General features: G+C 40.4%; 21 protein-coding genes. 13 read left to right on the forward strand and 8 right to left on the reverse strand.

Going from position 1 to position 16,711, the window contains the following annotated elements:
* The 8 genes from QZ576_RS16635 to QZ576_RS16670 all read left to right on the forward strand — a co-directional run bounded on the left by QZ576_RS16635 (position 1) and on the right by QZ576_RS16670 (position 7,841).
* Positions 1-303, forward strand: a complete 303-nt coding sequence (locus QZ576_RS16635; protein ID WP_297099024.1) for a hypothetical protein — start codon at positions 1-3, stop codon at positions 301-303.
* 1 nt (position 304) lies between these two features.
* Entirely contained in the window at positions 305-1,429 is a 1,125-nt protein-coding gene (gene lpxB, locus QZ576_RS16640; RefSeq protein WP_297099027.1) for a lipid-A-disaccharide synthase, read from the forward strand.
* The gene (locus QZ576_RS16645) at positions 1,426-2,058 is read left to right on the forward strand and encodes a hypothetical protein (RefSeq protein WP_297099029.1); all 633 of its coding nucleotides are present in this window, start codon (positions 1,426-1,428) and stop codon (positions 2,056-2,058) included. The genes lpxB and QZ576_RS16645 overlap by 4 nt, the downstream gene beginning before the upstream one ends.
* A 15-nt stretch (positions 2,059-2,073) precedes the next feature.
* On the forward strand, positions 2,074-4,482 hold the full coding sequence (gene gldG, locus QZ576_RS16650) for a gliding motility-associated ABC transporter substrate-binding protein GldG (protein WP_297099031.1): 2,409 nt from the start codon (positions 2,074-2,076) through the stop codon (positions 4,480-4,482).
* 113 nt (positions 4,483-4,595) lie between these two features.
* The gene (gene dnaN / locus QZ576_RS16655; protein WP_297099033.1) at positions 4,596-5,723 is read left to right on the forward strand and encodes a DNA polymerase III subunit beta; all 1,128 of its coding nucleotides are present in this window, start codon (positions 4,596-4,598) and stop codon (positions 5,721-5,723) included.
* A 74-nt stretch (positions 5,724-5,797) separates the two neighbouring features.
* Complete coding sequence (locus QZ576_RS16660) at positions 5,798-6,604, forward strand: 3'-5' exonuclease (RefSeq protein WP_297099035.1); 807 nt, start codon at positions 5,798-5,800, stop codon at positions 6,602-6,604.
* 112 nt (positions 6,605-6,716) lie between these two features.
* On the forward strand, positions 6,717-7,331 hold the full coding sequence (locus QZ576_RS16665) for a fumarylacetoacetate hydrolase family protein (protein ID WP_297099037.1): 615 nt from the start codon (positions 6,717-6,719) through the stop codon (positions 7,329-7,331).
* An 87-nt stretch (positions 7,332-7,418) separates the two neighbouring features.
* Positions 7,419-7,841 (forward strand): thioesterase family protein, encoded by a 423-nt coding sequence (locus QZ576_RS16670; RefSeq protein ID WP_297099039.1) that lies wholly within the window; start codon positions 7,419-7,421, stop codon positions 7,839-7,841.
* On the opposite strand, the gene QZ576_RS16675 is transcribed toward QZ576_RS16670, so the two are convergent.
* The 6 genes from QZ576_RS16675 to QZ576_RS16700 form a co-directional block, all read right to left on the reverse strand.
* Positions 7,838-8,458, reverse strand: coding sequence for a hypothetical protein (locus QZ576_RS16675; protein WP_297099041.1), 621 nt, complete (start codon positions 8,456-8,458; stop codon positions 7,838-7,840). The two genes, QZ576_RS16670 and QZ576_RS16675, sit on opposite strands and share 4 nt — an antisense overlap.
* 7 nt (positions 8,459-8,465) lie before the next feature.
* Positions 8,466-9,104 carry a YkgJ family cysteine cluster protein gene (locus QZ576_RS16680; protein ID WP_297099043.1) on the reverse strand — a complete coding sequence of 213 codons (639 nt, stop codon included), beginning with the start codon at positions 9,102-9,104 and terminating at the stop codon, positions 8,466-8,468.
* Positions 9,105-9,205: 101 nt separating this feature from the next.
* A complete protein-coding gene (locus tag QZ576_RS16685; protein WP_297099045.1) occupies positions 9,206-9,616 on the reverse strand; it encodes a hypothetical protein in 411 nt (136 codons plus the stop codon).
* 31 nt (positions 9,617-9,647) lie between these two features.
* The gene (locus QZ576_RS16690; protein WP_297099048.1) at positions 9,648-10,529 is read right to left on the reverse strand and encodes a slipin family protein; all 882 of its coding nucleotides are present in this window, start codon (positions 10,527-10,529) and stop codon (positions 9,648-9,650) included.
* An 18-nt stretch (positions 10,530-10,547) separates the two neighbouring features.
* A complete protein-coding gene (locus tag QZ576_RS16695) occupies positions 10,548-10,931 on the reverse strand; it encodes a GntR family transcriptional regulator (RefSeq protein ID WP_297099050.1) in 384 nt (127 codons plus the stop codon).
* Between the two features lie 129 nt (positions 10,932-11,060).
* Positions 11,061-12,437 carry a sodium:alanine symporter family protein gene (locus QZ576_RS16700; RefSeq protein WP_297099052.1) on the reverse strand — a complete coding sequence of 459 codons (1,377 nt, stop codon included), beginning with the start codon at positions 12,435-12,437 and terminating at the stop codon, positions 11,061-11,063.
* A 183-nt stretch (positions 12,438-12,620) separates the two neighbouring features.
* On the opposite strand from QZ576_RS16700, the gene QZ576_RS16705 reads away from it, so the two are divergent.
* The 5 genes from QZ576_RS16705 (at position 12,621) to QZ576_RS16725 (ending at position 14,780) form a co-directional block, all read left to right on the forward strand.
* Complete coding sequence (locus tag QZ576_RS16705) at positions 12,621-13,118, forward strand: hypothetical protein (protein WP_297099055.1); 498 nt, start codon at positions 12,621-12,623, stop codon at positions 13,116-13,118.
* Between the two features lie 214 nt (positions 13,119-13,332).
* A complete protein-coding gene (locus QZ576_RS16710) occupies positions 13,333-13,611 on the forward strand; it encodes a hypothetical protein (protein ID WP_297099057.1) in 279 nt (92 codons plus the stop codon).
* A 2-nt stretch (positions 13,612-13,613) separates the two neighbouring features.
* The gene (locus QZ576_RS16715; protein ID WP_297099059.1) at positions 13,614-14,102 is read left to right on the forward strand and encodes a hypothetical protein; all 489 of its coding nucleotides are present in this window, start codon (positions 13,614-13,616) and stop codon (positions 14,100-14,102) included.
* A 2-nt stretch (positions 14,103-14,104) separates the two neighbouring features.
* On the forward strand, positions 14,105-14,590 hold the full coding sequence (locus QZ576_RS16720) for a hypothetical protein (RefSeq protein ID WP_297099061.1): 486 nt from the start codon (positions 14,105-14,107) through the stop codon (positions 14,588-14,590).
* Complete coding sequence (locus QZ576_RS16725; RefSeq protein ID WP_297099063.1) at positions 14,580-14,780, forward strand: helix-turn-helix transcriptional regulator; 201 nt, start codon at positions 14,580-14,582, stop codon at positions 14,778-14,780. Before QZ576_RS16720 ends, QZ576_RS16725 begins: the two co-directional genes overlap by 11 nt.
* An 86-nt stretch (positions 14,781-14,866) precedes the next feature.
* On the opposite strand, the gene QZ576_RS16730 is transcribed toward QZ576_RS16725, so the two are convergent.
* Complete coding sequence (locus tag QZ576_RS16730; RefSeq protein ID WP_297099065.1) at positions 14,867-15,700, reverse strand: endonuclease/exonuclease/phosphatase family protein; 834 nt, start codon at positions 15,698-15,700, stop codon at positions 14,867-14,869.
* The gene (locus QZ576_RS16735) at positions 15,697-16,656 is read right to left on the reverse strand and encodes an alpha/beta hydrolase (protein WP_297099066.1); all 960 of its coding nucleotides are present in this window, start codon (positions 16,654-16,656) and stop codon (positions 15,697-15,699) included. Before QZ576_RS16735 ends, QZ576_RS16730 begins: the two co-directional genes overlap by 4 nt.
* Positions 16,657-16,711: the final 55 nt, after the last annotated feature.

A 16,711-nucleotide genomic window follows, 5' to 3' on the forward strand; every position in this document is an offset into this window, starting at 1 on the left:
ATGCCAAAAAGCAAACAAAATAAATACGACAAAGTTGGGGTAGGCGTTTTAACCGGACTGGTTTTACCGCTTATCATTTTTTTTATTGTTTACCTGGTTGGCGAAAACAATATGTCGTTCCTGGATTACCTTGCCGGAATGAGAAGAATGCAGGCGCTCGTTAAAATCGGAAGCCTGTGCGTTTTTACCAACGTTGGCGTTTTCTGGATTTTCCTGCGATTAAAATACGAAAAGGCTGCCCGCGGTGTGTTGGGAGCCACCATTCTTTATGCCATTGTGGTGTTAATTTCAAGAGCAGTTTAATATGCGGTACTACATTATAGCTGGCGAAGCATCGGGCGATTTGCATGGCTCAAACCTGATGAAGGAACTGAAAGTTGCCGACAAGGAAGCCGATTTTCGTTTTTTTGGCGGCCATAAAATGCAGGCTGTTGGTGGCGAGCTGGTTAAGCATTATCGCGAAATGGCCTTTATGGGTTTTGTGAATGTGATATTGAACATTCGGACCATAAAACGTAACATGGAGTTTTGTAAAAAAGACTTACTCAACTACAAACCCGATGTACTTATTTTAATCGATTACCCAGGATTTAACCTGCGAATTGCCGAGTTTGCCAAACAAAACAATATAAAAGTTTACTATTACATTTCGCCAAAATTGTGGGCCTGGAAAGAATACCGTGTTAAAAAGGTGCGTGCTTTTGTTGATGAAATGTTTACCATTTTTCCTTTTGAAACGGCCTTTTACAAAAAGCATGGTATCGACGTAAATTATGTGGGAAATCCGCTGTTTGATTCGATTAAGGAATTTGAAAAAAATGCACAGTCGGCAGAAGAATTTAGAGCAAAAAATAATTTAGATAATCGCCCGATTATTGCTCTGCTGGCCGGAAGTCGTGTACAGGAGATTAAAGGAACTTTGCCTGTGATGAAAAAGGCAGTTGAAGGCCGGAATGATTACCAGGTTGTGCTGGCCGGTGTTTCGTCGGTTGACAAAGAATTGTATTCAGGAATTTTGCAGGGGAGCAACATAAAAGTGCTTTACGAATCCACCTACGATTTACTGAATAACGCGCATACAGCTTTGGTGGCCTCCGGAACGGCAGCTTTGGAAACGGCTTTGTTTCATGTGCCGCAAACCGTGCTTTACAAAGTTGAAGGCGGCGTGTTGGTGCATTACATTATGGCTGCCGTTTTAAAAATTAAGTGGGTGTCGCTACCTAATATCATTTTGGGAAAAATGGCGGTTAAAGAGCTGCTTCAAAAAGATATGACCGTTAAAAAAGTAACGGCAGAACTGGATCGTTTACTTGGCGACGAAAAATATCGCGAAAGGATTCTGTCGGATTACCGTGAAATGCAAAAGTTAATGGGCGAGCCGGGCTGCTCAAAACGGGCCGCTGAAAAAATGGTTTCGTTACTGCAATGAAGAAATTATTCTATTTAAATAGAAGATGGAGTAATGCCGCCGGATTTTTTCTTTTTAACCTCGTGGTATGTTTTTTATTAATGATTGTTTTATCGGCATTTGCTGAGAATTTGAAACATTCATATTTGTGGTCGTTAGGTATCCTTTTGGGATTTGGTTTGATGATAAATGCTATTGTAATTACACTGCAAACTCAGGTAAAAGAAGTTGAAATTGAGAAGGATTGTTTTATTCTTCATTTCTTTTTGCTCAATCAAAAAAAGTATAGGTTAGACCAACTCAAACAATATGCAACTGCCGTTTATGGAAATGGTCGCTACATTATGGCTCATTCCGTAATTTTAGAGTTTGATGATGGGAAACGCTATCAGGTTGCCGATCCGATAATTGATAATTACAAGGATTTTTATGAGTTCATCAAGGCAAGGGAATTCGAATGTTTCGGGTATATTGGGCAAAATAACTGGAGAAAGAAAAATAAACCATTTTCAAAAAAATGGGTTGTTGAACGGAATGAAAAAGAATTGATCAAAACCATTGAGAAAAAGAAAGGTGTGATAATTTTGTACATCTACGGAATAATTGCACTTGCAATGAATTATGCGATGGTGCGTTATCTTATGTTCTAATTAAAAGCAACAGAAGTGTATAGCTTATTTAAAAAAGAAATAAAAACTTTCCTCGGATCGCTGATCGGTTACCTGGCCGTGCTGGTTTTTTTATTGGTTACCGGTTTGTTTCTGTGGATTTTCCCGGGCAATTACAATATTCCTGATAATAACTATGCAACGCTGCAAGGGCTTTTTACGCTGGCGCCGTGGTTGTACCTGTTTTTGGTGCCCGCCATTACCATGCGTATGTTTGCCGACGAAAAACGCAGTGGTACCATCGAAATTCTGCTTACGCGACCGCTGGCTGATTTTCAGCTGGTAATGGCAAAGTTTCTGGCCGGATTGGTGCTGGTTGTTTTCTCGTTGTTACCCACTTTGTTGTATTTCTTGTCAGTTTACTGGCTGGGAAATCCGGTTGGGAGCATCGATACCGGAGCAACCTGGGGATCGTTTATGGGGCTGTTTTTCCTGGCAACTATTTATGTGGCCATTGGTATTTTTGCCTCGTCGCTCACCGACAACCAAATCGTTTCCTTCATCTTCGGAATGTCGCTGTCGTTTATTTTTTACCTCGGTTTCGAGTTTGTGGCGTCGGCAGAAGTTCCGTATTTGCTGGAGCAACTTTTTTCGTGGTTAAGCATTAACGATCATTATCTTTCCATTTCGCGGGGAGTGGTTGATATGCGCGATATTCTCTATTTTATCGGTATGGCCTTTTTGTTTTTGTACGGCACTACGCTGATCTTGCGAAAAGGAAAACTCCGAAAAACAAAGGCAAAAGTTCGTGCGGTGGTTATTCCGGTTGTCGTTTTGCTCGTACTTGCGATTTCATCGAACTTTTTATACCGCATAGATTTGACTGCCGAAAAACGTTATTCTTTATCAGATGTAAGCAAACAAATGGTAAGCGGATTGGAAGGTCCCGTGGAAGTGGAGTTGTATTTAAGTGGAGAACTGGAAGCCGGATTACGAAAAATACAAAACGAAGTACTGGAGAAAATTGCCGTACTGAATGCTTACAGTACGGCGCCGATTCGGGTACGCATTTTTAATCCGTACAGCATCGGGAACATCGAAAAGCAGGAAGAATTTATTACCGACATCGTAAACAGAGGTGTGCCGCGAATTAATTTCGGGCATAAAACCGAGCAAGGTGTGAGTTCGCGTTTTATATTTCCGGGGGCCATTATTCGTTACCAGAACAAAGAGCTGGCGGTTAATTTCCTAAAAAATAACCCGTACACTAGTTACGAAAATAACTTTAATCATTCGGTGGAAACCATCGAGTTCGAATTGGTAAATGCATTTCATAAACTGATGCGAAAGAAAAAATCGGTACTGGCATTTTTGCAAGGACACGATGAGGCGAATCAATACGAAGTGGCCGATATAGCACGGGCACTTTCTGCCGATTTTGAAATTGACATGATGGAAGCTGCCGACCTGAAAGATTCGGACGTTGATATTTTGGTGATTGCCAATCCTAAGAAGGAATTTCCGGAGACCTCTAAAATTGCCATCGACCAATACCTGATGAAAGGTGGGAAACTAATGTGGCTGGTTGATCCGGTTCAGGTGAGTTTGGATAGTTTAAGCAAAGGATTTCAAACCTATTCATTCCCAAACGATATGAATATTGGCGACCAGTTATTTCGCTACGGCGTTCGTTTAAACTACGAGTTGTTGCAGGATGTGAACTGTATTCAAATTCGGGTAAATACTGCGGCGCCGGGTAATCCGCCACGTTACACTTTACATCCGTGGTATTATTCGCCGTTGCTAACGCCCAACGATAATCACCCGATAAGCCGAAACCTGAACTGGGTAAAAACAGAATTTGTTTCGTCGCTCGATACGGTTTCTGCCAATTCAACCATCCGAAAAGAGGTAATTCTGAGTACATCGCCTTATGCCCGCCGGATAAAAGCACCGTCGTCGGTGAGTCTTGGAAACATTAATAATCCGCCGGCACGCGAGTTGTTTACGCAGTCGGATATTCCGGTTGGCGTTTTGTTGGAAGGCGTGTTTACATCGAACTACAAAAACCGGATGGTGGAAAACTACGGCTATTCTTCAGCCGACATAATTACCGAAAGTCAGCCCACACAAATGATCGTGATTGCCGATGGGGGAATGATTACCAACAAAGTCAACTATTCTACCAATCCGCATAAAATTCAGGAACTTGGTTTCGACGAAGTGTCGGGGCAGGTTTTCGGAAATAAGGAGTTTTTGATCAATGCTATTTCGTACCTCGATGATAAGCAGGGAATTATGCAGTTGCGGGGCCGCTCGCTAAAATTACGTTTGCTCGATAAAGTAAAACTGCGCGAAGAAGCGGCTTTCTGGAAATGGTTGAATGTATTGCTGCCACTGCTTTTGATCACTGTTTTTGCACTGGTTTACAACCTTGTTCGTAAATACCGATACAATCGTTCATAAAATCGGGTAAAATCAAGCCAAGCGCGATAGGGATAATTCCTGAAAGTTTGTATATTCGTATACTTAGATTAGTTGTAAATAAGACGAAAATTCAAAAAAATAAATCGAAATAAATGAAGTTTGTAGTTTCAAGCACCGAATTACTGAGTCACCTTTCTGCAATTAGTAAGGTAATCAGCAGTAAAAGTACAATGCCAATTCTCGATAACTTCTTGTTTCAGTTAAGCGAAACAGAGTTAACCATAACAGCTTCCGATCTGGAGTCGACTTTAATTACCAGCCTCGAGTTGGATAATATTGAAGGCGAAGGTGCCGTTGCAGTTCCGGCCAAGTTGATCACCGATACGCTGAAAGAATTTCCGGAGCAACCACTTACATTCCAAATCGATGGTGAGTCGTACCTTGTTGAAATTTATTCCGACAATGGTAAATTCAGCATTATGGGACAAAATGCCGAGGATTTTCCGGAGCAACCACAGCTGGATGAGGAAGGTGCTTCGTCGATCGATGTTAGCCACGTTGTACTTCAAAAAGGTATTGAAAAAACTTTGTTTGCTACTGCCGACGATGAGTTGCGCCCGGTAATGAATGGTATTTACGTGGAGCTAACGCCTGATTTTATGAGCTTTGTTGCATCGGATGCGCACAAGCTGGTACGTTACCGTCGTTTGGATGCAAAAGCTGAATTCGAGTCTTCGTTTATTTTACCTAAAAAACCGGCCAGTTTATTGAAAAACCTGCTGCCGAAAGAAGAGTTTGATGTAAAACTGGAATTCGACGATAAAAACGCCTTTTTTACGTTAAGCAACTACAAACTGATCTGTCGTTTGGTAGAAGGAAATTATCCAACCTACAACTCGGTAATTCCTACAAACAATCCAAACAAAATGATCATCGACCGCCTGAATTTCTTCAACACCGTAAAACGTGTTTCAGTATTCTCGAACCAGGCGAGCAACCTGGTAAAACTGAATATTTCCGACAACCAGTTAGTGGTGTCGGCACAAGATATCGACTTCTCTATTTCGGCAGTTGAACGTATCAATTGCGAATACGAGGGCGAAGAAATTGAAATTGGTTTCAAATCAACGTTCCTGCAGGAAATTCTTACCAATATTTCAACCGGCGATGTGAAGGTTGAAATGAGCGATCCAACGCGCGCAGGTTTGTTACTTCCGGCTGAAAATGAGGAAGACGAAGACATGTTGATGCTGTTGATGCCAATGATGATAAACGTTTAAAAATTTACGACGATAAACCGAAAAGGTATCCGGGAACGCAGGTTTTAGGGTACCTTTTTTAATTCATACCCACCATGAAGTTACATTTAAAAAACGCTTTGGTTTTTTTAGATCTGGAAACCACCGGAATAAACATTGTTACGGATCGAATTGTGGAGATTGCTTTGGTAAAAGTTAATGTTGACGGCACCGAGGAAGAAAAACTGATGCGTATAAATCCTGAACAACCGATTCCGATTGAGGCTTCTTTGATCCATGGAATTTACGATGAGGATGTGAAAGATGCTCCAACCTTTAAAGAGGTGGCAAAAACGCTGGCAAAATTTCTGGAAGGATGCGACCTGGCAGGTTTTAATTCCAACCGTTTTGATATTCCGTTACTGGCTGAAGAGTTTTTACGCGCCGAGGTGGATGTTGATTTTAAAAAGCGCAAATTTATTGATGTGCAGGCTATTTTCCACAAAATGGAAAAGCGAACATTGGCAGCGGCATACAAGTTCTATTGTAACCAGGAATTAACCGATGCGCACAGTGCCATGGCCGATACAAAAGCAACTTACGAAGTGCTGAAATCGCAGCTCGATAAATACAAAGATGTGGAGTATGAAGATGCCAAAGGGAAAAAATCGACGCCGATTGAAAACGATGTGGATAAGTTAAGCGAATTCTCGTCGTATGATAGGAACGTTGATTTTGTAGGCCGTATTGTTTACGACGAAAATGGTGTTGAAGTATTCAATTTTGGAAAGAACAAAGGAGTGCCGGTTGAACAGGTTTTGCAAGAGCAACCCGGTTACTTTGGCTGGATATTAAATAGCGAATTCCCGCTGTATACAAAGAAAGTTTTAACACAGTTGAAACTAAAAATGATGAGTAAGTAAAGCTTGTCATTTCGAAGGAGGGAAGACTGAAAAATCTGTTACTTCATTCTCTACATTGTTATAGATTTCTCGCTTTGCTCGAAATGACATTGAAATTGAAAAGCTTTTTATCATGAAAATAATTTGCATAGGAAGAAATTACGTGGCTCATGCCAAAGAGTTGGGAAATGACGTACCCGAAGAACCCATCTTTTTTATGAAGCCCGACACGGCCTTGTTGCGAAATAACGATCCGTTTTATATCCCGGACTGGACCAACGAGGTGCACCACGAAATTGAATTGGTGATCAAGATAAATCGTATTGGCAAAAACATTGAGAAACGTTTTGCGCACCGTTATTACGATGAGGTGGGTTTGGGAATTGATTTCACTGCCCGCGATGTGCAGGCGCAACTCAAAGCAAAAGGACTGCCCTGGGAAAAAGCAAAAGCTTTTGATAAGTCGGCGGTATTAAGTAATACCTTCTTGCCAAAATCAATTTTCCCTGATCAGGAGGCCATTGGTTTTCGATTGGATATAAACGGTGATACCGTTCAGGAATCTCACTCGGGTTTGATGATCTTTGATTTTGACGAGTTGATCGCTCATATTTCGAAATACGTTACCCTTAAAATTGGCGATCTGATTTACACCGGGACACCGGCAAATGTTGGTCCGGTTGCAATTGGCGATCGTTTGGAAGGGTATCTGGAAAACAAGAAATTGTTTGATTTCGAAGTGAAATAGGAGCCTGATAAAAATATATAGCCCTGGCTTTTAAGCCGGGGTTTTTAGTAAAGTGTTACACCGGGCTTTAGCCCTTAATCTTGAAGAATGGAAAATCATCACTTTCAATTAGAAATGCAGGTGCGCGATTACGAATGCGACATTCAAGGCATTGTAAATAACGCTGTTTATCAGAATTACCTGGAACATACACGCCATAAATTTCTGAACCATGTTGGGCTCGACTTTGCCAAATTGCACGACGAAGGAATTGATGCAGTGGTTATAAAAGCTGAGTTGGAATACAAGTTTCCGCTGCGCCCCGGCGACGATTTTTTAGTTCGCCTGAAAATTGGGAAACAAGGCCGTTTACGAATTGTTTTTTTGCAGGAAGTAATTCGTAAAGCCGATGATAAGCTAATGGTAAAAGGCCGCATAACTTCAGTACTTACAAGAAATGGCCGACCACTTTCTCCCGAAATTCTGGAAAGTAAATTTGAAGAGGCAGGTATTGCTATTGAGGAAGTCTAGTTGCTGCTGTTGAGTATGGTACTTAAATGATCGGTTTTCGTATCGCTCCCAAAATTTGAGATATAATCCTGTAATGAGGTCTTGGCTTTTTCGCAATTGGTATGCTCTTTCTGGCACTCGTAAATATAGCTGGCTGCCATTCCAAAAAGAGCATCTTTGTTACCGGGATTAACTTCTAAAACCCGGTTGAACTGAAATCTCGCGTTTTTATAATGACTTTTATTTAACCATTCATAACCGGAGTCAAGCAAATAGTTGATTTGTTCGATTGTGATTTCAGTTTTTTGCTTCTCTACTTCGGAAACATAAGGATGATAATTTCGTTGGCTGTTGCTAAAGAAAAATTGAAAAATTCCGAAAGTTATCAGCGGAATAATAATTATCAATGAAACAATTGTAATGGTTTGTGTACGTTTTTGATCTCGCTCAATTTTCTTTCGGTATTTTGCTTTTAATTGGGCAAGTTTCTCGGGCGAAACTTGTTTTGAGACCAGCTTGTATTTGTTTTTGAAGATTCGTTTTTCGCCCTTGTCCCAGTCTTGATAAGCATGATGTTTGGGGCGCGCATTGGCGCGTAACGACTGTATCATTGCAAGAACCGATCCCCCAAATCCCATAACCAGTTTATTTTATTAGTTTCTCTTCAATACGAAATTCCTTTGCTTCAATACCATTGGTTTTTAGCGCCGATTTAAATCCTTCGTTCATCATTCGTCCCAGGCGCATCGGCATGTCCAAAAGGGCAGGGTAGGTGGTTTTGTCATCGGGCTGATTATAAAAGTGCACACAACTTTTTACATCCGACGAAAGATAAATGCGGCAGGCCATTGGTCGCGCATCATAAGCCATGCAGGTTTTGTCTTTTAATAAAGGGCATGCGTATTTGGCATTCATCAATTCATCGCCTTTTAAGTTTCCGAGCTTGGCTTGCTTTTGTTTTGCTTTTTCGGCTACTTCGGAAATCGTTTCAGCATCAAAAGATTTCTCAATAAACGCCTTTAAATAATTCAGCTCATAATCCAACGCAAAAACCGGTTGATGGCAACACCAGCTGCAGCCTCGTTTACAATCGATACTTTGATTTTGCTGCCGGGCATAAACAAATAACGAATCAATCAATCTGTCGATGGCAGCATACATTTCTTTTAAAGATTGATGCAATACTTCCTGCTCCATGTTGGCCTCAACAGCTTTCATGGCCAGTTGGTGCCCATCGTGGAAAAAGGCTTTTTCGAGTTGTTCAAATTGCGGGTTGGTGTTCATAAGATTAATTTTTATCAAGATACAAAAACAAAAAAGAATCTTCCCATATGTAAGAAGATTCTCCTGATTTTTTGAACATTGTTTATTTGTCGGGCGACAGGTTAACTCATTTGCGTTACTTTTCTTTTATCAATAATTTTTAGTCGGAAAATAAACCAGATTATGCCCGTTACAAGAAACAGGAATAATGAGTATAAAGGAGCGACTAGTGATGCTTTTAATCCGCCGGCAACAAGTGTTGGAGAAATGTCGCTAGTGGTTTCCAGAACTGAAAAGGCATTATACATACCCATTGTCCGATAAAGTAAGGAAAGAAGTAATCCAAGTCCTCCGATAAAAAGGATGGTAGTGTTCAGTTTTTCCAGTTTCCGGTAATCGCATTTTGTTGAGCGAATATTCTTTACGGCACGAACCGAAAAGATGATTACCAGAATCCACATCAGGTAATGAAGAGTCATAAACCCCGGACCTCCATCCATAAAGTTTTGTTTTAATAAATCGGCTACTGACATTGTTTTTGGTTTTAGTTGATGTTGAAATTAGTTATTGTTCATTGCTTTTGGCAAGCGAAACCAGGCCCCCCATCGCTCCAAGATTCATGGAGTCGAGTGCTGAGCTGGGAACGATTACCATCGATCCTTTTTCCTTGAGTCCTTCGAAAAGCATATTCATCCCACGCAGTTGAAGTGCCACCGGATTGTTGACATATTTTCGACTGGCCTCTTCAAATTTTACGGCTATTTCGGTTTCGGCCGTTCCCAGAATTACTCGGGCCTGGCGTTCGCGCTCTGCCTGCGCTTGTTTACTCATTGCATCGGCAAGTGTTTTCGGAATTACAACATCTTTTATTCCTACCGTTTGACAAGTAATTCCCCAGGGATTTGTGTGTTCATCGAGTGTAACCTGAAGATCTCCTGCAATTTTTTCGCGGTTTTGAAGAAGATCGGCTAACTCATGTTTCCCGATAATTTCACGCAGTCCGGTTTGAGCAATATAACTAACTGCGCGTATATATTCCTGAACTTCCAATGCGGCTTTTTCGACGTCCCAAACAGTCCAGTAAACCACGGCATCTACATTTACCGGAACGGTATCTTTAGTCAATGTTTCTTCGGCTTTAAAATCGGTTACTCTGATTCGCTGGTCGATGTAGCTATCTACTTTATCAATTATTGGAATAATAATAAAAAGACCCGGGCCGCGTAATCCGGTGAATTTTCCCATGCGCAGAACTACTGCTTTTTCCCACTGGTCGGCAATGTGTATCGACGATGCGATTAAAAAGGAGGCCACTGCCAGCACGATTGTCAAAATGAGATCAAGATTTTGCACGTAGTAAAGTGTTGCGGTGCCGAGTAGTAATACAATGAGAATTGTGGCGGAAATCGGATTGAATATCCGAAGGTTTCTGGAAACAGATTTCATGACGTAAAAATTTAAAGGTTATTGTTTTTTGTGGTTTTTCATATTTTTTAGCTCGTCGATGAGGTCGTCGTTGGTGAAGCCGTAGCTTGATGCGATGGTGAGAAATTCGCGGCAAATGCTGTGCAATTTGTCGTGTTTTTGTTTGGGCGTGATAGTTAAGTCGGTATCGCCAATAAAAGTTCCCGACCCGAGATGAGTCTCAAGAATGTTTTGGATTTCAAGCTCCTTGTAGGCTTTTGAAACGGTATTCAGATTTACCTTCAACTCTACAGCAAGTGCACGCACTGTTGGCAGCTGTTCTCCCACACTAAGTTTTCCTGTCGCAATACCGAATTTTATCTGATCGATGATCTGTCGGTAAAACGGAACGCCCGCTTTTGGATCTAATTTGAAATCTATCATCTTGAAATAATGTTATAAAAATACATTGTAATACTACAATAGTACAATAATATTTCAGAAATAGCATCATCTTATTGAATGTTGTTCAGCATAAGGGAGTTGCAGGCCTTGAAAATAAAGGAAAGAAAATTATTTGCTACTTAGTTTTTCCAGTTTTAACCGTGAGAAATAATCTTTAGCTGCTCGTTTTACATGTGGCGAAAGCAACATAGTTGTAATAACAGTAGGGAAAGCCATCAGTGCAAAAGCAATGTCGATTAAGCCAATGATCGTGCGCAAATTGGCAACGGCGCCCAGTAAAATTACGGCAACAAAAAGGTAGTTGTAAATGTGCTGGTATTTGGTTCCGGCAACAAAACCGAGGCATTTTACCCCGTAATATGGAAAAGCAAACATGGTTGACATGGAAAAGAAAATTACACAAGTAGCCAGAATGTATTTTCCGTAAACCGGAATACTGGCATCAAAAGCCTGAGCGGTAAGTGTAATTCCATCGGCGCTGCTTACCTGCCATGTGTTGGTGATGATGATCGCCAGGGCGGTCATGGTACAAACAAGAATCGTATCGATAATCGGTCCCAACATGGCTACCAGACCTTCGCGGATCGGCTCGTTGGTTTTGGCGGCTCCGTGTGCCATTGGTGCAGTTCCCAATCCTGCTTCGTTCGAGAATGCAGCACGACGAACACCGGTAATGATAATTGCGCCGAGTGATCCGCCAAGAACAGCATTTCCGGTAAATGCATCCTCGAAAATTGTTTTAAACGCAGGAACAATTTCTGAAGAGTTGGAAAAGATAATGTATAAAACGGTAACTGTATATACCACCACCATGGTTGGCACCAGGCGGCCGGTAACTTTTCCAATTCGTTTAATTCCGCCGATAACAACCAATCCCACAAGAATGGAAATAACCACACCGGTTAAAATATTGGAGGTAAAGTTGCCCTCAATTCCATTGGGAACCAAAACCACATCGCGCACCATTTGTGTTAGCTGGTTGGCCTGAAAAAGTGGCGAAACACCGATCATAGCCATAATGGCAAAAAATACGGCAATGGGCTTCCACTGTTTTCCCAACCCTTCGGTGATGTAGTACATGGGGCCACCCTGAATTTCGCCGGCATCGTCTTTTCCGCGGAACATAACGGCCAGCGAACAGGTAAAGAATTTGGTACTCACCCCCAGCAATGCCGACACCCACATCCAGAAGATGGCTCCCGGGCCGCCCATGGTAATCGCTACGGCAACACCACTAACGTTTCCCATTCCTACCGTACCGGCAAGGGCTGTTGAAAGTGCCTGGTAGTGCCGCAATTGACCTGCTTCGTTCGGATCGTCATACTTTCCTGTTAAAATGGAAATGGCGTGACCAATGTAACGCAGTGGTGCCAAACGCGAATAAACCAAAAAGTAAAAACCGCCACCAAGTAGCAAAATTAAAATAGGAGCTCCCCAAATGCCATCGGAGATTTTTATAATGAGTTCACCAATATTTTCAAACATTCCGCTAAGAAATGTAAAACTTATCAATTATCAAACAGCAGAATGAAAGATAAAAGTCATGTTTTGTGATAAAATGATTGAAATACTATTGGGCATAAAGATGTTGTAAAAAATGTAAAGAATACTTGACTTTTAAGGAAATGTAAAGTATGTTTGTCATATTGAACAGTAAAGTTTACACTAATGAGTATTGAAGAGTATATATACACAGGTGCATTTTTTCTTTATCTGGGATTATCAAGTTTCTTGGTACGACGAAAAGCCTTTGCCAGCGATATAATGAGTATGAAACTTCGGTTTTTTCCTTATCTATTTAAGTGGATTGGAATAATTTTATGTGTGTTAATTCTTGCATTTGGAATAGTTTATTGGAACAAATATGAATACAGTAAAGAATTAACATTTTACTTCCTTAATATTGGATTGTTTTTTATTGTTTTTTCAAAAGAAAGAATAGAGGATGAGTTCATTCATCAAATCAGATTAAAAGCGTTAATTGTTAGTTCTATAGGAACTATAGCAGTTTTTGGAGGCCTTTTCCCAATGTATTTATTTTTAATTTTTGATATTCAACCATGGATAGCACGAGTCTCTGGCCTTATAATTATTACTTATATTCTGACGGTATACCTTTTTTACTTCTATTACGCGAAGCTTGCCTCAAATAACAGTAACGATTAATCTTATAATTATGGAAGCCTACAGCATAATCGTTTTTTGTATTTACATCGGATTACTTTATTACATCATTCCATCCTCCGCTTTAAATTTTGATTTATATGAGCGTAAATTTCGATTGTTACCTCACTGGTTTAAACCGGCGGCCTTAATCTTTGCGGTTGTTGCTTTATTGGCAATATTCATTTTTCAAAACTCAATAGTAAACAAGAATGAAATGATAATTTCAGTTTTTAACCTTGCATTATTCTTAGTGTTCTTCTCGAAACAAAAGACAGAAGATGAATTCTCGGAACAAGTTAGGTTTAAAGCCTTTTCCTATTCGTTTGTAGGTTTTGTTGCCATGTGTTGTGCATTAGGGGCTTCACAAATTAATGATTCCGGTAACAGAGACTGGAGTAATTTTATCATTCAGGCATTTATAGGAGGAGGATTGCTAATTGCCACACTCTACTTTTATTTTACCCTTTATAAACTGAGAAAAGAAAATAATTAATTATGAATGCAATATTAGGAACAATCATTATCATTAGTTATTTGGTGATATTAGTACGAATGCTTCCGGTAGCAAAAAGTAATATGGATGTTTTTGAACGTATCCCTTTATTGTTACCCTTTTGGTGGAAATTTGTTGGAATCGGGTGGCTTCTTTTTGTTTTTGGTTATTCTTTATATCAAGGTGATTTTAATCCCAGTACAAGTACCTTTCTACTTTCAGGGATGTATTTTGGTTTGATACAGATTTCTTTTTCAAAAGAAAAAAATGAAGATGAGTTTGCCGAACAGACAAGAACAAAAGCGATGTTTCTTTCAGTAATTTCCTTGTTTATGCTTGTCGGAATCTACTCTGCTTATGAAATTATTGAACCAAACTCATTTTCAGAGAACTCGTTTACCTGGTTTATGATGTTGTTAAATGCGACCCTAATCGTGTATCTTGGTTACTTCCATTTCACAAAATACCGATCACTTAAAAATCAGAATTAATTATGGATACAAAACTATTACAAACACTATTGTTCGTAGTTTTCATTCTCTCTCTCGGACTATTTTCATTGCTTTTTAAAGAAAAGAATGAAGAGGCGGTGTTTAAGAAACTCAAATTACTTCCGCGATGGTTTAAATTTATTGGATTGGTAATTATTCTCTGTTCGGTTTCTTTGCCATGGATTTTTCAACGCTTATTGGTTGATGGGACTAACCATTTGGGAATGATATATGTAAATTTTGGATTGTCTGTTATCTGTTTTTCGAGAGACAAGGTTGAAGACGAAATGTCAAACCTTATAAGGCTAAAATCATTTTATCGTAGTTTTGTGGCAGGGATTGTAGGATTCTTTTTTCTAACCTGGATGGAAAATAGGGTTTCAGATGGTTTTAGTCAACTTTCAGCGGACACATTACTGGGAACTATTTTAGGAATATACTTAGTGAGTTATTACGTTACAAAATCAAAAATACGAAGTGCAGAATAGGCTTAAAATAGAACGTGCAATTAAAAACCTCACACAAGACGATCTGGCAAAATTAATTGGTGTTTCGCGCCAAACCATTAATTCGATCGAAAAGGGTAGGTATGTGCCGTCAACAGTTTTAGCCCTAAAAATCTCGAAAATATTTGAAAAGCCGGTGAATGAAATCTTTGAGTTGGATAATTCAGATTGAAAACATTTCTTTCAGATTACGCGGATTACGCAGAATCTTGTAGGAGACCTATCTGCGAAAATCAGCGTAATCTGCGAGAACGGTTCTTATTTCAACTGCAGTTGCACAAAAACCGGTAAATGGTCAGACGGCGACCGGCCTTCTTTGGTATCGCTGATGGCTGCGTATTCCAGCACCTTAATTTTGTTGTTCACAAAAATGTAATCGATGCGGTTATCGCCTTCGCTGCCCGGTTTAAAACCGTTGTAAGTTCCAACAGGTCCGTACGGTGCTTCCTTGGTAACTTCGCGGCTGTCGCTCATGTAACCTTTTATCAGTGCTATTGGTTCTGAATCCGGTCTTAAGTTAAAATCGCCTGTTAAAATTACCGGCAAACCCGATCCCGCTGTAAATTCTTCCATTTTCTCATGAATCAGTTTTGCTGAATTTTTTCGGGCTTCCACACCCACGTGGTCAAAATGGGTGTTAAAAACGAAGAATTTCTTTCCGGTAACTTTCGATTTAAATTTTCCCCATGTAACAATTCGGTTACAGGCTGCATCCCAACCCAGTCCCGGTTCTTCGCAATTTTCCGATAACCAGAAGTGTCCTTTTTCTTCCAGAATCAATTTTTTCGGATTGTAGAAGATTGGCATAAATTCGCCGGCTTTATCACCATCGTCGCGGCCAACGCCAAACCATTTGTATTCGGGCAAACCTTTTTCAATGTCTAAAAGCTGACCGTATAAGGCTTCCTGTAAACCAAAAACATCGGGATCGTAAAAATGCAATAAGCCATTCACCATTTCAATACGGTTTGGCCAGGCATTCACGCCATCGCTAGCCGTATTCATTCGGATATTAAAGGTCATTACATTCATTTGCTGTGCAAATAATATTGTTGGGAAGATTAAAAGTAGTCCTAAAATTAATCGTTTCATTCTGAACAGAAATTATAAGTGGTGTATTTATCCGTGTTTTGTTTTCCTTCAATGATTGTTTCGCGTTGCTCATCTTTCTTGTCGATGGCAAAATCCTTACAAAATTCAATAATCTCATCGAAATAATCCGTAATCGGTGTGATGTTTATTTCGTGACCGGCGCCGCAAGTTGTGTGCAACCAGTAAGGAGCGTCCAATTGCTCCATTTTTTCTGCAATAGTGTACGATCCGTGCAACAACCAGTAACCTTTGGCATCCTCATCGCAATAATGATGCGGAGCAGTTCCGTAAGGCACAAGGTTATCATCTGTTCCGTGGAATAACAGCGATGGGATTGCCGATTCATCGTACAACGCCGTGGTATCGGGAATGGCTCCGGCCATGCCAATTACACCTACAAATGAAACCGGACCCGAGTCCAAACCATAACAATAAGGAGGCTGGTAAGCGGTGTACAACGCAGCTTCGGCTCCTGCACTACTTCCCGACAGAATAATCTGTTGTGGATTAATGGCATACTGATGACGGTTCTCGATAAGAAAATAAGCGGCATCCAGTAAATCTTCATTGGCGGCATAAATGGTGTTCAGTTTTTCGGTAGCAGGGCAATCGCAACCAAAACCTTCTGGTTTTCCTTTGCGCGTTAAACGGTACGAAATGGAAGCCACCACATAACCGTAATTAGCCAGTCGGGTGCAAAATGTTTTAATATTCTCTCCGTCTCTTTCGCCACCGCTAAAACCGCCGCCGTGCACATAAATAATCGTGGCACGTTCCTGCTCGTAATCGTTTTGCGGAAGGTAAATATCCATGTCCAGATTTTCGCCATCCTTGGTCGCGTAAGTAGCTGTTTCTACCCGTATTTCATCAAACAAGTCGGCTGTATATCGCTCCTGGGCAATCGAAATGCCAACCAGGAAGAACAACAGAACAACGAGGCTTAACTTTTTATGCATAAAATTTTTTGTGTGAATATAAGATATCTCAGACTTCCATCAAAAGAAAATGGAA

This window comes from uncultured Draconibacterium sp. (assembly GCF_913060805.1).
Classification (GTDB): Bacteria; Bacteroidota; Bacteroidia; order Bacteroidales; family Prolixibacteraceae; genus Draconibacterium.

Coding starts and splice junctions, on each gene's coding strand:
- dnaN (WP_297099033.1), top strand. CDS start 4,596: ATGAAGTTTGTAGTTTCAAGCACCGAATTACTGAGTCACCTTTCTGCA.
- QZ576_RS16705 (WP_297099055.1), top strand. CDS start 12,621: ATGAGTATTGAAGAGTATATATACACAGGTGCATTTTTTCTTTATCTG.
- QZ576_RS16665 (WP_297099037.1), top strand. CDS start 6,717: ATGAAAATAATTTGCATAGGAAGAAATTACGTGGCTCATGCCAAAGAG.
- QZ576_RS16715 (WP_297099059.1), top strand. CDS start 13,614: ATGAATGCAATATTAGGAACAATCATTATCATTAGTTATTTGGTGATA.
- QZ576_RS16670 (WP_297099039.1), top strand. CDS start 7,419: ATGGAAAATCATCACTTTCAATTAGAAATGCAGGTGCGCGATTACGAA.
- QZ576_RS16710 (WP_297099057.1), top strand. CDS start 13,333: ATGATAATTTCAGTTTTTAACCTTGCATTATTCTTAGTGTTCTTCTCG.
- QZ576_RS16685 (WP_297099045.1), bottom strand. CDS start 9,616: ATGTCAGTAGCCGATTTATTAAAACAAAACTTTATGGATGGAGGTCCG.
- QZ576_RS16735 (WP_297099066.1), bottom strand. CDS start 16,656: ATGCATAAAAAGTTAAGCCTCGTTGTTCTGTTGTTCTTCCTGGTTGGC.
- QZ576_RS16660 (WP_297099035.1), top strand. CDS start 5,798: ATGAAGTTACATTTAAAAAACGCTTTGGTTTTTTTAGATCTGGAAACC.
- QZ576_RS16690 (WP_297099048.1), bottom strand. CDS start 10,529: ATGAAATCTGTTTCCAGAAACCTTCGGATATTCAATCCGATTTCCGCC.
- QZ576_RS16635 (WP_297099024.1), top strand. CDS start 1: ATGCCAAAAAGCAAACAAAATAAATACGACAAAGTTGGGGTAGGCGTT.
- QZ576_RS16720 (WP_297099061.1), top strand. CDS start 14,105: ATGGATACAAAACTATTACAAACACTATTGTTCGTAGTTTTCATTCTC.
- QZ576_RS16680 (WP_297099043.1), bottom strand. CDS start 9,104: ATGAACACCAACCCGCAATTTGAACAACTCGAAAAAGCCTTTTTCCAC.
- QZ576_RS16700 (WP_297099052.1), bottom strand. CDS start 12,437: ATGTTTGAAAATATTGGTGAACTCATTATAAAAATCTCCGATGGCATT.
- QZ576_RS16695 (WP_297099050.1), bottom strand. CDS start 10,931: ATGATAGATTTCAAATTAGATCCAAAAGCGGGCGTTCCGTTTTACCGA.
- QZ576_RS16730 (WP_297099065.1), bottom strand. CDS start 15,700: ATGAAACGATTAATTTTAGGACTACTTTTAATCTTCCCAACAATATTA.
- QZ576_RS16675 (WP_297099041.1), bottom strand. CDS start 8,458: ATGGGATTTGGGGGATCGGTTCTTGCAATGATACAGTCGTTACGCGCC.
- QZ576_RS16645 (WP_297099029.1), top strand. CDS start 1,426: ATGAAGAAATTATTCTATTTAAATAGAAGATGGAGTAATGCCGCCGGA.
- lpxB (WP_297099027.1), top strand. CDS start 305: ATGCGGTACTACATTATAGCTGGCGAAGCATCGGGCGATTTGCATGGC.